Annotated in this window: 14 protein-coding genes; 6 read left to right on the forward strand and 8 right to left on the reverse strand. The window is 45.0% G+C overall.

The annotated features are described in order from the left end of the window. Positions 1-6: 6 nt before the first annotated feature. Genes caiE through ACQKCP_RS08830 form a run of 3 tightly spaced genes read right to left on the reverse strand, consistent with a single transcriptional unit; the run spans position 7 to position 2,126 of the window. Entirely contained in the window at positions 7-537 is a 531-nt protein-coding gene (caiE, locus tag ACQKCP_RS08820; RefSeq protein WP_427612053.1) for a carnitine operon protein CaiE, read from the reverse strand. A gap of 7 nt (positions 538-544) precedes the next feature. Further along, entirely contained in the window at positions 545-1,327 is a 783-nt protein-coding gene (locus ACQKCP_RS08825; protein WP_427612054.1) for an SDR family oxidoreductase, read from the reverse strand. 13 nt (positions 1,328-1,340) lie between these two features. Continuing rightward, entirely contained in the window at positions 1,341-2,126 is a 786-nt protein-coding gene (locus tag ACQKCP_RS08830; protein ID WP_427612055.1) for an enoyl-CoA hydratase-related protein, read from the reverse strand. A 281-nt stretch (positions 2,127-2,407) separates the two neighbouring features. Between ACQKCP_RS08830 and ACQKCP_RS08835 the strand changes: the two genes are divergently transcribed. The 3 genes from ACQKCP_RS08835 to ACQKCP_RS08845 all read left to right on the forward strand — a co-directional run bounded on the left by ACQKCP_RS08835 (position 2,408) and on the right by ACQKCP_RS08845 (position 7,522). Further along, positions 2,408-3,574: an acyl-CoA dehydrogenase family protein gene (locus ACQKCP_RS08835; protein WP_427612056.1), complete on the forward strand. Its 1,167-nt coding sequence runs from the start codon at positions 2,408-2,410 to the stop codon at positions 3,572-3,574. Positions 3,575-3,636: 62 nt separating this feature from the next. After that, positions 3,637-5,730: an acetate--CoA ligase family protein gene (locus tag ACQKCP_RS08840; protein WP_427612057.1), complete on the forward strand. Its 2,094-nt coding sequence runs from the start codon at positions 3,637-3,639 to the stop codon at positions 5,728-5,730. Between the two features lie 163 nt (positions 5,731-5,893). Continuing rightward, positions 5,894-7,522, forward strand: a complete 1,629-nt coding sequence (locus ACQKCP_RS08845) for a BCCT family transporter (RefSeq protein ID WP_427612058.1) — start codon at positions 5,894-5,896, stop codon at positions 7,520-7,522. 325 nt (positions 7,523-7,847) lie between these two features. Here ACQKCP_RS08845 and ACQKCP_RS08850 read toward each other — a convergent pair whose 3' ends face one another. The 3 genes from ACQKCP_RS08850 to ACQKCP_RS08860 form a co-directional block, all read right to left on the reverse strand. After that, complete coding sequence (locus ACQKCP_RS08850) at positions 7,848-8,321, reverse strand: hypothetical protein (protein ID WP_427612059.1); 474 nt, start codon at positions 8,319-8,321, stop codon at positions 7,848-7,850. A gap of 264 nt (positions 8,322-8,585) precedes the next feature. Further along, a complete protein-coding gene (locus ACQKCP_RS08855; protein WP_427612060.1) occupies positions 8,586-9,026 on the reverse strand; it encodes a hypothetical protein in 441 nt (146 codons plus the stop codon). Between the two features lie 173 nt (positions 9,027-9,199). Next, entirely contained in the window at positions 9,200-9,541 is a 342-nt protein-coding gene (locus ACQKCP_RS08860; RefSeq protein ID WP_427612061.1) for a hypothetical protein, read from the reverse strand. Between the two features lie 262 nt (positions 9,542-9,803). Between ACQKCP_RS08860 and ACQKCP_RS08865 the strand changes: the two genes are divergently transcribed. The 3 genes from ACQKCP_RS08865 to ACQKCP_RS08875 all read left to right on the forward strand — a co-directional run bounded on the left by ACQKCP_RS08865 (position 9,804) and on the right by ACQKCP_RS08875 (position 11,608). Further along, positions 9,804-10,157, forward strand: coding sequence for an IS630 transposase-related protein (locus ACQKCP_RS08865; RefSeq protein WP_427612062.1), 354 nt, complete (start codon positions 9,804-9,806; stop codon positions 10,155-10,157). Next, the gene (locus tag ACQKCP_RS08870; RefSeq protein WP_427612348.1) at positions 10,144-10,644 is read left to right on the forward strand and encodes an IS630 family transposase; all 501 of its coding nucleotides are present in this window, start codon (positions 10,144-10,146) and stop codon (positions 10,642-10,644) included. The genes ACQKCP_RS08865 and ACQKCP_RS08870 overlap by 14 nt, the downstream gene beginning before the upstream one ends. Positions 10,645-10,939: 295 nt before the next feature. Then, positions 10,940-11,608 carry a Crp/Fnr family transcriptional regulator gene (locus ACQKCP_RS08875; RefSeq protein WP_427612063.1) on the forward strand — a complete coding sequence of 223 codons (669 nt, stop codon included), beginning with the start codon at positions 10,940-10,942 and terminating at the stop codon, positions 11,606-11,608. Positions 11,609-11,616: 8 nt separating this feature from the next. Here ACQKCP_RS08875 and ACQKCP_RS08880 read toward each other — a convergent pair whose 3' ends face one another. Together ACQKCP_RS08880 and ACQKCP_RS08885 are read right to left on the reverse strand one after the other, a co-directional pair. Next, positions 11,617-12,612, reverse strand: a complete 996-nt coding sequence (locus ACQKCP_RS08880) for a dihydrodipicolinate synthase family protein (RefSeq protein ID WP_427612064.1) — start codon at positions 12,610-12,612, stop codon at positions 11,617-11,619. A 24-nt stretch (positions 12,613-12,636) separates the two neighbouring features. After that, positions 12,637-13,821 (reverse strand): L-lactate dehydrogenase, encoded by a 1,185-nt coding sequence (locus ACQKCP_RS08885; RefSeq protein ID WP_427612065.1) that lies wholly within the window; start codon positions 13,819-13,821, stop codon positions 12,637-12,639. Positions 13,822-13,933: the final 112 nt, after the last annotated feature.

Below are 13,933 nucleotides of genomic sequence, written 5' to 3' on the forward strand. Positions count from 1 at the left end.
CAGCGGCTAAACCACGTTCATGCTCGCAGCCGATCGCCAAGCTAGCGCCTGATATTCTTGGGTATTGAGGACTTTCCAATGCAAATCCTGTTCGCTGACCTCACGAATTACGTTGGCAGGCGAACCTACCAATAACTGGCGGGGTGCCCCTTTAAAACCGGCCTTAACAAAGCTGCCAGCGGCAACGATGCTGTCCTCACCAATAATGGCACCGTCCATCACTACTGCATTCATACCCACTAGCGCATTACGCCTTACTATGCAGCCATGAAGAATTGCGCCGCGCCCAATATGGCCGTTAGCCTCAACAACGGTGTCGGTATCGCAATATCCATGCATCACACAACTGTCCTGAAGGTTGGAACCATCTTCTAATATTAAGCGGCCATAGTCTCCACGCAGAGATGCTAGCGGGGCAATGTAAACATTAGGGCCAACAATCACATCACCGATCAGCACTGTTGTGGGATGAACATAAGCACTAGGATGCACCACCGGAATCAAACCTTCAAACTCATAACAGGGCATAAAAGTCATCCTTTGATTAGCGTTGCGGAGACGCGCCTGTCAAGTGTTCACCTCCATCCAGAGCGAGACATGTGCCAGTGATAAAACCAGCGGCGGGTGATGCTAAATAAGCTACTGATTGAGCAACTTCTTCGGGTAAGCCCATGCGCTTTATCAGTAGCTTGTCGATGCCCTCCTGCAGCGCAACTGGGTCATACTGATCCAATGCTTCAGTCTTAATAGTGCCTGGTGCCACGGCATTCACTCGAATACCAAGATTTGACCACTCCCAAGCTAGAGTTCGGGTTAAGTTGACGACACCTTCTCTGGCAGCACCCGCGTGTGCCATACCGGGCAGCCCGTTGGCCTGGCACAAAACAATATTAATGATACATCCAGGTAGCTTGCGGTTCATACAGTGCCGGGCAAAAGCCTGACACATAAGAAAAGTGCCGGTGAGGTTAAGGTCAATAACCGACCGAAAGCCATTGGCAGAGAGCTCTAGTGCAGGCGCAGCAAATTGTCCGCCAGCGTTATTAACCAATACATCAATACCAATTCCCTGCAGCTCCAGCTGTTCTATCAGACCTGCCACAGAGTCGCTATCACGGATATTGACTTCCAGTTCGATCGCATCGATACCAGCCTCACGCAAGCTCTGTCCCGCTTCAATCAATCGCTTCTGGTCTCGCGCTGCAATCACCACCCGAGCCCCTAAAGTGCCGAAATTACGAGCTATTGCTAGGCCAATGCCGCTCCCGCCACCGGTTACCAGAACCGTTTTACCGGCAAACAAATCAGATCTAAATATATTTTCCATAACCTATTTCCTTTTAGCACCCTTTCCAGATTGGGGGGCGGCCTTCGGCGAAAGCATTGCTGCCTTCTTCGGCATCCTGTGATTGAAGCATGCGTTTGTAGGCTGGCAGCGATCCGCTACGCTGAAGTTCAAACGCTTGCTGCACGGAAAGTGATTCTCCGGCAGAGACTAGTTCCATGATTCCCTGTTGAGCCAAGGGGGCGCTTGCGGCGACTCGTTCGGCCAGCGCTAGTGCGGTCGCTATTAATTCGTCCGGGGCAACAACAGCGTTTACTAGCCCCCACCGCAGAGCCTCCTCTGCACTCAGGCGCTTACCCGTTAGTAGCATCTCCATGGCAATCGCTCGAGGCAATCGCTTGGGCAGACGAAACACGCCACCTGAATCAGGAGCAATACCAATCTGAGCTTCGGGTAGGAAGAACTGAGCATGGTCAGCTGCCACGATTAAATCGCAGGCCAAAACCAGTTCAAAACCACCACCAACTGCCATGCCGTTAACCGCTGCAATAATAGGCTTGGTCAGACTGAAAAATTCGGTCAGCCCAGCAAAACCACCAGGGCCGTGGTGAGCATCTACCGCTTCCCCCGCAGCGGCACCTTTAAGATCCCAACCCGCTGAAAAGAAGCGTTGACCGGCTCCAGTAATAATCGCAACCTGAAGAGAAGGGTTCTGCTCAAATTCAGCCAAGGCCTCATAAATCTCAAAACTTGTAGCGCAGTCTATAGCATTAGCTTTAGGTCTGTTCAATGTGATTAATAACACTGAGCCCCTGTGTTCGGTATGTACAGACACTGACATATTGTTCAATCCCTCTGTTATTTTTGTATTAGTTGTTCCATTACCACCACCTTAGCGCAAAGCCCGATATACCTATTGCACAAAATCGTCATAAAAATGCACCAAAACGACAGAATAGATTTTACGCCACAAAACGATACCGCTCATTGTCGTATTTCACGATAAATATGTCGTTTTTGGTCAACCACACCATTGCACTCCTGCGTAGAGTAAATAAGAGTTTAGGCCCGTAAACAAACGGCACGTAATCAGCAACATTAACATTCCCTGGAGACTTTACAATGGATTTTAATCTTTCCAAAGAGCATCTTGAACTGCAGGCAAAAGCCAAAGAATTTACCGAAACTGTTCTCTTCCCTCATGAGATGGAGTGTGAAGAAAATGATGGCATCAGCCGTGAAACCCATCAAAAGATTATTGATGCCACATTGGCGTGGGGCTTTAACGCACCAAACCACAGCAAGGAAGATGGCGGCCAAGGCTTCAGTATCTTTGAACAGACCATTCTCAACGAGCAACTAGGCAAAGCCACCGGCGCCATATGGGATGCACTTTGGTATCCCTCTTATCCCATGCGCTTCGCTACACAGGCCCAAAAAGAAGAATATTTAATCCCGACTTGTCAGGGCAAACGTCGCGACGCCTACGCGATTACTGAAGCTGATGCCGGCTCTGACCCGACTCAGTGCATGACCCGTGCAGACAAGGTCGAGGGTGGCTGGAAAATCAACGGTGAGAAGTGGTTCGTAACCATCGGAGACATTGCCGATTATATTCTAGTACATGCTCACGTAGATGGTGATTCAACCAAACCCACCGTATTTTTTGTTGAAAAGAACCTGCCTGGTGTAGAGCTCAAACGCACACCGCTTTATACCCACCATTTTGCGTTCAAGCACCCTGAGTACATCTTCAACAACGTGATTGTTGGAGAAGATAAAGTTCTGGGCGAAATCGGCCAAGGCTACGATATGACCAAGGATTGGTTTGTTGAAGCACGCCTAGGAATAGCCGCCCGTTGCGTTGGTGGTGCCATTCGAGCCGCTGAAGAAGCAAACAAGTTTGCCGCCGAACGCATCCAATTTGGCCAACCGATTAATAACTTTCAAGCGATCGAATTCATGCTTGCTGATATGGGTGTCGAAATCATGGCCGCCAAATCTATGCTCTATCGACTGAGCTGGGAAATTGACCAAACCAGCGATCGCAAGCTTAATCACGCCAAAGCGGCAGCATTGAAGCTGTATTGTTCCGAAATGGTGGGCCGAGTTTGCGATAAGGCTGTACAAATTCTGGGTGGTCGCGGTTATATGCGTGAACAAGCAGTTGAGCGTTTGTGGCGTGATACCCGAGTCGACCGAATCTGGGAAGGCACTTCAGAAATCCAACGTGTCATTATCAGCGGCCAAATCAAGAAACGTGGCCTCGATATTTACACTGGTTGGTAAGTCCCCTAGGGCACGCACGAGCGCGCCCTAACTCTTTTTTTGGGCTTATAAGGTTTCTAATCATGACAAAACAAGAAAATCTTCAACGACTGTTTTCACCACGCAGTATTGTATTTATTGGCGGTTCCAACCTAGCACTTCCCATCCAAAATACTCGAGACATCGGCTTTGATGGCGAAATATGGGTGGTTAATCCCAAGTGCGCCGAAATTGCTGATATACCCTGTTTCGCCAGTATTGCTGATTTACCTGGCACTCCTGACGCAGCGTTCGTATCCATCAACGCTAAGCTGACGGTTCAAGCCGTCGCCGACCTGAATAAACGTGGGTGCGGCGGTGTGGTTTGTTACGCAGCTGGCTTTGCTGAGGTAGGCGACAATGGCGATGAACTACAAGACTCACTGGTACAAGCGGCTGGAAACATGGCATTAGTGGGCCCCAACTGCTATGGCTTGCTAAATTTTACCAACGGTGTCGCGTTATGGCCGGACCGCCTTTCTGGTGAGCGTACCGACAAAGGCGTCGCTATTATCAGCCAAAGTGGTAATGTAGCGCTGAATCTGACCATGCACGGCCGCTCACTTTCAATCACTCATGTAATTAGCGTTGGCAATCAGGCAGTGTTAGGCGCAGGCGACTATATCGAACCACTGCTCGAAGACGATCGTGTAACCGCCATCGGTTTTTATATCGAGGGGCTGAAAGATATTGAAACGTTCAGCCGTGCTGCCTTGAAGGCTTTAGAGAAAGGCGTTCCTCTAGTAGTGCTCAAGGCAGGTACTTCGGAGATCGGCACCCAGCTGACCATGAGTCATACCAGCTCCTTAGCGGGCTCTGATGATATGTATCAAGCAATGTTCGATAGGCTGGGCATCCTTCGTGTGCACTCTTTGTCTGAGCTGCTTGAAACCCTGAAGATTGCTTCTCTGTGCGAACTTCCAAAAGGGGATCGTATCAGCGTGCTGACCTGCTCCGGCGGTGATAGCGCCATGCTAGCCGATAGTCTGGATCACTATAAGCTTCAGCTACCAAGCTTATCCAAGGTACAGGAACAAAAACTAGGTGAATGGCTGCCCGATTTTGCCAGTCTTTCCAATCCCTTAGACTACAACACCTCGATTTGGGGCAACCTTGAAGCCTGTACCGAGGTATTTGGCATTATGATGGAGGGCGACTATGACGTTACCGTATTAGCGTTAGACTTCCCCAAACAGGGCATTGGTGACGATCACGAATGGCAAGTGGCGGTTGATTCTTTAATTGCCGCTCATGCCAATCACCCCAAGACCTGCGCCGTGATCTCTAACCTCAGCGAGCTGATGCCGGAGAACGCCCGTCAGCGGTTAGCAAAAGCTGGTATTGCACCATTGCAAAGCCTAAAAGACGGTGTTGCAGCGTTGGCACGGCTTGTGCGTTATGGCGAGCGCCGCCGTCAAGTGGCCGCAATGGATGACCCTGAGCAATTACTTTTGCGCGGGCCTTTATTGGTGGAAGGCGAGAGCAAGATGCTAGATGAGTGGGCCTCTAAGCAACTGGTTGGCCGCTATGGCCTGCAACTTCCTGGCGGTCGCTGTGTAAGCAAAGCGGATGTGGTAGAAGCAGCGAACGAAGTTGGCTACCCGGTGGTGATGAAAGGGGTCAGTGACAGACTGGCTCACAAGACCGAGGCTGGAGCCGTCATGCTCAATCTTAAAGATGGCAGCGCCGTGGCCAGCGCCGTTGAGGTAATGGCGGGCCGCTTAGCCGAACAGGGGCTCGCCGATGCCCGCTTTCTAATCGAACCTATGATTTCAGATTTTATTGGCGAGCTGATCATTGGCCTCAAACGAGATGAACAGTTCGGACTGGCATTGATTATTGGTACGGGCGGGATTCTGGTCAACCTGCTCAACGACAGTGCAATTATGCTGCTACCAATCACCCGTGAAGCAGCTAGTACGGCTGTTCTATCACTCAAAGGCAGCGCGTTGCTGCGAGGTTTTCGAGGCCGCCCAGAAGGCGACTTGGAAGCTGTAGTAGATGCCATTATGGCCGTAGCTGATTTTGCTATGGATCACTGGGACAGTGTTACCGAACTAGATATCAACCCCTTGATGGTCAGGCCTAAAGGTAAAGGTGCAGTCGCTGCCGATGCCTTGATTCGATTACAACAGTAGCTTTTTTCTACCGGTTCACACACATTTTTATTGAAACGATTTTTTAAACATTAGAAAAATATAAGGTATCAATAATTGACAGTGCCGGTAATAATCACCTCAAGTAATAACAAATAAAACTTGAGGTACCCCTCCCTAAAGGACTATGTGTGAGGTAAAGGTAATGAATACCGTTCAAAAAAACAAAAAATTAACGATCGACCCGGGAATTTTCTGGTCTTCGCTAATTGCTATTTTAGCTGCAAGCATTCCTCTTGCTTTATATCCGGAGGCGGGAAAAGCCGCTGTTGATGGACTTTTAAGTTCGTTCACTGGCACCTTCGGTTGGCTCTACTTACTAACCGGAATCGGCAGTTTCCTTTTCATGGTTTGGCTTGCATACGGTCCTCTGGGGCGGATCAAAATGGGCGCACCCGACGAGCAGCCGGAGTTCAAGACCGTTCCTTGGATTTCTATGCTGTTCTGTGCAGGAATCGGCATCTCAATCTGTAACTGGGCTTTTGTAGAACCGCTCTACCTCTTCTCAGGCCCGCCTTTAGGTATCGAAGGCGGCACCACTGAGGCAGCCGAATGGGCCGCCATGTATCCGATGTTCCATTGGGGCGTAGTGCCCTGGGCGCTGTATCTGATGCCTGCCCTGCCTATGGCTTATGTTCTCTACGTACGCAAGGTCAATGTACTACGCCTCAGTGAGGCTTGCCGCGGTATACTTGGCAAAGCGGTAGACGGCCCTATCGGCAAGCTGATCGACGTCATTGTGATCTTTTCGATAGTCGGTGGTGTGGGAACCTCTCTGGGACTTTCCGTGCCTTTGGTGTCCGCCCTCTTTCAGGAGATGTTCGGACTGGCAGATTCGTTTGGATTGCAGATGGGGATCCTGACCGCCTGGACCGCGATGATAGCCTGGAGTGTTTATAACGGTCTGAACAAGGGAATTCAGACGCTATCAAATATCAATGCGGCGCTAGGTTTTCTGCTGCTGTTTTTCGTCTTGATTGTGGGGCCAACGATTTTTCTGTTGAACCTTTGGACTAACAGTGTAGGGTTGTTCTTAGATAATTTTTTCCGCATTAACTTCTGGACTGATCCAGTGGCAAAGGGTGGCTTCCCCGAGAGCTGGACTATCTTTTACTGGGCTTGGTGGATCGCTTACGCGCCTATGATGGGGTTGTTTGTAGCACGTATCTCGCGCGGTCGTACCATTAAGAACATAATCGTTAACGGCGTAGTCTGGGGTACCCTCGGCTGTTGGGCCTTCTTTGCAATCTGGGGCGGTTATGCTATTGACCTACAGCTTAGTGGTGCAGTCGATCTGCAGGCGATTCTGAGCAGCGATGGCATACCAGCAACAGTCGTAGCGATCTTGAAAACCTTGCCAGTAGCATGGTTGGTAATCCCGTTATTCACACTGCTATGCTTCGTGTTTCTGGCCACAACCGTAGATTCCTCCGCCTACATGCTGGCATCGATCTGCACCAAGGAACTCACCGGTTATGAAGAGCCCGCCAGATGGAATCGTATCTTGTGGACTCTTATGCTTGCCTTGGTTGGTATAGGACTGCTATCCGTTGGCGGCCTCAAAACGGTTCAGACCTCCACTATCCTGGTAGCGCTACCGATGATACCAGTACTCATTATCATGTCTGCATCCTTGGTTCGCTGGGCCTACAGTGACTTTGGCGCCGAACTCTCTCCATACGCCATCGCGCGCTGCCAGGTTCAGGGAAAGAATGTAGTGGTACAACAGTACGACGATGGCAAGAAAGTGATGCTCGACGACGGCAAAGAATAGGTGTTCAATTCCAATCCGGATTACTTCGCCAACGCCGAGCTAGAACTGAAGTCTTAAACTCAATGCAACAAGACTGACAGTTCAGCCGGCCTTTTAAATCCTTCCTGAATTCAGAGGCCCCCAACCGGAGCCTCTGAACCCTTATGGGCATTAAAGGTAAGTATGCCCTAATGGAACCAATGAAACCGAATCCTTCTATCCAACGTCATTTACCATAACGCACGTTATGGGAATAAGATAAAAGTTATTAATGTGAAAGGTTAGCTTAATCTTTAGATTAAGGTGGGATTGACTCGCGGTTTTTATTGAAAAATATTCTCATTAGCTATAGTAGAGCATTATGAGTCCAACCCTCTGCTACAATTTCCTTAACTGCTTGGTCGTAATGCTCTGGTAGTTTTCGATTGATAATGTAAGGCGACTCCATAAACTCTTCTGAAGTTAAGCCACCTTTTAAACTATTAATCATTCTCTGATACGGTTCACGAACTTCAGGCCATGACAACTCATCCCCCAATACTCGACCAGTGTAGCTCATCATATAACTTTGCAATGCGAAAGGATTCTCTATTTTACCTTGTACAGCTAAACGATATATAGGCTCAAATGCTTCTATGACAGGTTTAATCCTTCGTGTCTCTACCTCTATGCAACGTAATATATCCTTTTCAGCCCAATCAGGGCGATGAATAGAAGCTACTCTTACTATCTTTTCTCTTGATTTCCAATTTATAAGCGCCTTTTTAAATTCAATCGCAGCTTGCTCTATTTCTGGTTTATTCATATTAAATGCTGTCATGTTATTTCACCTTTATAATGTTATAGAAATAAGCATGGTTCCCTAGTGAGGACTTGAATGTTTGGCTGTAGGCTAATGGTATTAAGATTTTGAATTCTTGTGATAACTGTAGTGTACTTCGCAGTGTACTTGTTGAACAATCTAAGGTTGTTCAAAGCTAGGGAAGATTTCATTCCATTTGCCTTCATCTTGCTATGAATAAAGGAGTTGGAAAAATTAGATCCAACTTAATTAGTTAGGCTTTATGATAAAAATCATTGAACATCAAGCATCTTCTTCATCGCTCAAATACCAAATCATAAATTCATAGAAGCTATCCCAATGTGGTAAAGTACCATCGGCTAGTTGCTGTAGCTGTCCCATCTGATAATCCCATACACTATCATCTTCTATATTGTACAAATACCCCCCTTCACCTTCGCCTGTACTGAATAGAATATAGTTCTTAGGAACTTCCCAAACTTCATGTGCGAATTTTACTCTAAGAATGAAACTTCTTGTCGGTAAAGGATCAACTATTTCAGCAGCACCAGAACGTAAAGCTCTTAAAAAATATTTTGTATATAATTTAAAAAACCCACTGTCTTTTTTGACACCATACTCTAAAAGAATAACCTCCGCTTCAAGCCTATGTTCAGGTTTTTTCTCTATCGCAGGATAACTCTGCTTAGCTAGTAACTTCTCAACTGTGCTAAATGAATTCATATTTGAACCGCCTCAAATTTGTCGAAGGTAGATTTACTTACGTCAGACAGCAATGCCTAACTAGGCTAAATTATCATAGTAATATTTTTCAAGATTACAGTGTTGCATATAATCTATCTGGGGAGACAGTCATTTGTGATCGATGCGCTATACAGGCACCGAACTGTTGGATACTAACGGCTATTCAATAAAGTATTGTCAACACTTACTATTAAACTAGTTATATCACTTCTCAAATTTGTTAACACTTTGTTTGCTTCAACTCTTTCGTTAAAGTCTTCTCTCCAAATGAAGAAATCCGAAAAGCTACCATTACCGGAGTTCATAAAACTGTAGGTGTCTCCAACGCTTTTAATGGTTGCTTTAGCGTCTTCGTTATATTCTAACGAGTACTGTATTCTATTTATAATTACATTAATTCCTCTTATATAGTTGTGTTCATCCTCCTGAAGTAAAATTTCTCTTAATTTTAAAAAATAGTAATTTAGCTCAGTTAATTTATCTATATTATTCATTTTATTTGCCTATCGAATTTTCTAAAATAACGTTAGCTATACGATTTTTTATAGGGTATACCCTAGCGGAACCACCAAAAAGGCTTCAGAAACATGTTAACAGACTACTTAAAACAGACTGATATAATGGAACCATCTATAACAGACTTTTGAACTATGAGACTAGTCGCTATGCTTTTTTCTATCAATAGCCTATAGCTATAGTCAGTCCAAAATAGAAAAGGTACAATACTTTTAAACCAAGCAAAGTGAAATATAAAAGATGACCTACTCAGCAGATTTTCGAGCACAAGTTATCAAAAACATTAAGCAAAAAGACATGAGCATCCGTCAGGCCTGTACTTTTTACAATATCAGCAAAAGTACACTACAGCGTTGGCTTATAGACCCAAGCATCCAAACGACTAGAGTCAAAACGCCAACCAGTATACCTAATGAAGCTCTTCTAACAGACGTTAATCAATACCCAGATGACTATTTGTATGAGCGAGCTCGTCGTTTAAACTGTAGTAAATCAGGTATTGGCTATGCCTTAAAAAGATTAAATATCAGCCAAAAAAAAGACCTTAGAACATCCAAAAGCGTGTCCAATAAAAAGAGCGATATATCAGAATAAGCTTGATCATTTTAAGCAACAAGGCTATCCCATTGTCTATATGGATGAGAGTGGCTTTGAAGCTGAAAATATTCTTCCTTATGGCTATGCACCGATAGGTAAACCTTGTATTGATAGCTACAACTGGCAAGCTAAAAAACATACCAATGTCATCGGTGCTCTGTATGAAAAAATGCTATTTGCACTTGATTACTTTGAGACAAACATCAATGGCGATATATTCTACGACTGGTGCAAATACACGCTACTTCCAAGTCTTAAGACCAAATGCGAGATCGTCATGGATAATGCCAGTTTTCATAAACGAGTGAAAAGGCTTCTGAATAGGCATGGTCACAGGCTTTTATTTCTACCACCCTATAGTCCTGACTTAAATCCTATTGAAAAGAAATGGGCACAAGCTAAGTTTCTACGACAAGGATGGATGGAAAATAATTTACCTAAACTGTTTCATGATATAGGATGTACTTCTTTTATCTTGGATTGACTATAGATCAAGATATAACAAAAGCATCATAATAAAATCTGCTTTACCTGATTAAAATAGAAACCCTTATGGGTTTCTATTTTTTTGGTTAATACCTAAAATAACCGTTACTTAGAATTGCTGTTATCCGAAACGACTACTACCTACAGTAACTACTAGACAGACCAAAGCAAACCTCTCTTTTACATAAAAATCAGCGCCACCTTCTCTCGTATAAACGAATAGAAATGTCTGCATCAAAACATGTTAAATTAATAGTCTCAACTCACATGAGGGCGTTCTTCTGAATACGCTAATGTTTTATAACTGGTTTGAAAAACTCCATGCAGATATTCAAGAGGATATTCATTCAGCAATGACTCAACGAACGCTATCTGACGGCGAGGCATTATTCCGTATACAGGAGGCATCGAACGAGCTGTACCAAGTAGTAACGGGTAAAATAAAATGCAATATATATAGCCAAGATGGTACAGAGGTAGTCATCGGTACGCTGTTGTCAGGAGAGACATTTGGTGAGCAGGGACTGATAGATGAGTTGCCTAGAGCGACCAATACCTATTCAGTAGGTGATTCTGTCGTCAATGTATTGAGCAAGAGGCATTTTTTTCGACTTAACCATAAGCACCCTGAGATAAATACTCAGCTCCTAATCATGTTCTCTCATCGAATGCGGGTGGCATTTGAGGTTAATACTGACAACCTAACGCTCCCTTTACATCAAAGGCTAGCACGGTGCATATATAGGATAGTGCTCAATCAAAGCTCAAAAATGGCACAAAATAATGAGCTGGAAATCACTATCTCACACGCAGACTTAGCAAGGATGGTAGGTGTCTCTCGGCAGAGCGTTAGTAAAGAGCTCAAACAAATGGAGAGGGACAAGCTTATCTGTATTCAATACGGAAAAATCGTTATCAACAATATGGAAAATCTCTCAAAAGCCTATCACGATGCTAATTAAACAGTCGATTAAAGCGATGCTGAATCACCCATAATTAGCGCAATTTTTTCAGCTTCTGTATCAGATAGACTGGGTAAAGGCGCTCTAACCGTTCTTTGAATAGGCAAGCCCTTAAATCTCAGAGCTTCTTTGATTTTAGCGTGAGAGCTGGTCACATTTTTTATTAACTTCACGGGGCTAGCACTAAGCAAACTTAATGCCAAATACTGGGTTTTTTCCGATAGATTTAATGTATTCACAATCGGCAACATACGCTTTAATGGTGCTTTGTATTTTGTGAGATTTTTATCGCTGTTTTTAATGGCACAAAAATACACATGTGCTTGCTGTGGCAGTACCGAGGCGATAGGACAAATCGCACCTACTGCGCCCAGCTTTACCAAAGGCTCTAATAACAAGCTAAGCCCACTAAAATATAGTGTGTCAGGTACATTAGACAAGATGCGTTTGGCCATTGGAATATGTACAGAACTGTCTTTGATACCAATAATATTGTCAATTGAAAGAATGGCAATCAACTGATCTGATGTAAATGACTTTTGAGTGATTTGCGGGAAATAATAAAACAAGATAGGTTTTGCAGAGTGTTGCGCAATACATTCTAGTGTTTGTAGATAATCTTCAAAAGTGCTTTGGTAATAATCAGGAACCAATAGCAATATGTAGTCAACGTAAGCGCTATATGAGGCTATTTTGTCTATCGCTTGTGTACTGCTATATGCGTGGACACCAGCAATAATCACCTTGCCACCATCTAGATAATTAAAAGCTGCCTTAATAATGTCATATTGCTCACTGTCTGAAAAATAAGGCAGCTCACCACCGCTTCCAAGCAAAGTAACGCCCGGTAAATTTGTTTGATTGTAATACTCTAAGCACGCTTTTAAACCGTCAAAATCAATGCTTTCATCTTCATGTAATGGCGTATGAACAACGGGATATATGCCATGTGTCATGGTCTTAGTCTTAGTCTTAGTCTTAGTCTTAGTGGTCATGCAAGTCATGTGGCTTCTCCAAATAGAGGATATTTAACTGATCGGATTATTAAGTGGTTGATTGAATCGCTCGATGACATCGCTATTGAGCTCTTCGATGCGGCTTACCCCCATCAATCCCATCGTCGCAGCTATCTCCTGCTGATAGAGAGCTAACAGCTTGTTCATGCCAGCCTCTCCTTGGGCTGCCATGGCATATACCCAAGAGCGTCCTATCAAAACGCTATCTGCCCCCAGCGCTATGGCCTTCACGACATCGACACCATTGTGTATGCCACCATCCAATAAAACTTTGGTTTGCTGCCCGACGCTGTTCGCTATGCTCGGCAATTTATCAATGGTAGACGAAACACCATCTAGCTGACGGCCGCCATGATTGGAGACAATAATGCCATCTGCACCTGCATCGACCGCTGCTTTCGCATCATCTGCATCCATGATGCCTTTGATAATAATATTGCCACTCCAGTTATTGCGAAGCCATGCAATATCTTTCCATGTGGCGCTTGGATCAAACTGGCTTTCTACAAACGCTTTGTATCGATCAAGGTCACTTGCACTTTCAACTTTGTGTTTCAGATTGCCTAAACTATGTGGTTTTCCCAAAATGCCAATATCTAGCAGCCATCCTGGCCGCATGAATAACTGCGTTAGATAAGACATTTTTCCTTTTGTAGAACCGCCTAACATGCCATTTCGATAGTCTCTTAATCGCATACCAGGCAGCGCTAAATCAACCGTAAATACCAGCGTTTTACACCCTGATGCAGCAGCACGGTGCAACATATCTAGCACAAGTGCCCTATCTCGCAGCATATACAGCTGAAACCAAAAAGGCTGATTGGTCGCACTTTGCACTTCTTCAGACGAACATATCGCCACAGTAGACAGCGTAAATGGTATGCCATTCTTTTCTGCTGCCCTTGCCGCCTGCACTTCTCCGCGCCTTGCAAACAGTCCAGCCATGCCGACAGGTGCTAGTGCCAACGGCATAGACAGAGACTCTCCAAAAAGAGAAGTCGACGTATCAACGGCTGACACGTCTCGCATGACTCGCTGTCTTAGCGTATATCTTTTAAAATCTGCTGTATTCGCCTGCAATGTTTGCTCAGCATTTGCGCCGCCCTCTATGTAATCGAACAAAAAATTGGGCAAGCGTTGTTTGGCCTGTTTTTTATAATCATTGGTCGTAACAGCCACGACATCATATTTACTCATTATTTTCTCCCAAACTATCTCTAAAGTCAGCCATCTTTCAAATCAGCTATCTCCAAAATCAGCCACGTAGTGAGCTTTGCAGATTCAAATAATGAACTGCAATGCCCAGTAT

It is taken from the genome of Psychrobacter sp. NPDC078631 (assembly GCF_050268165.1).
Lineage (GTDB): Bacteria > Pseudomonadota > Gammaproteobacteria > Pseudomonadales > Moraxellaceae > Psychrobacter.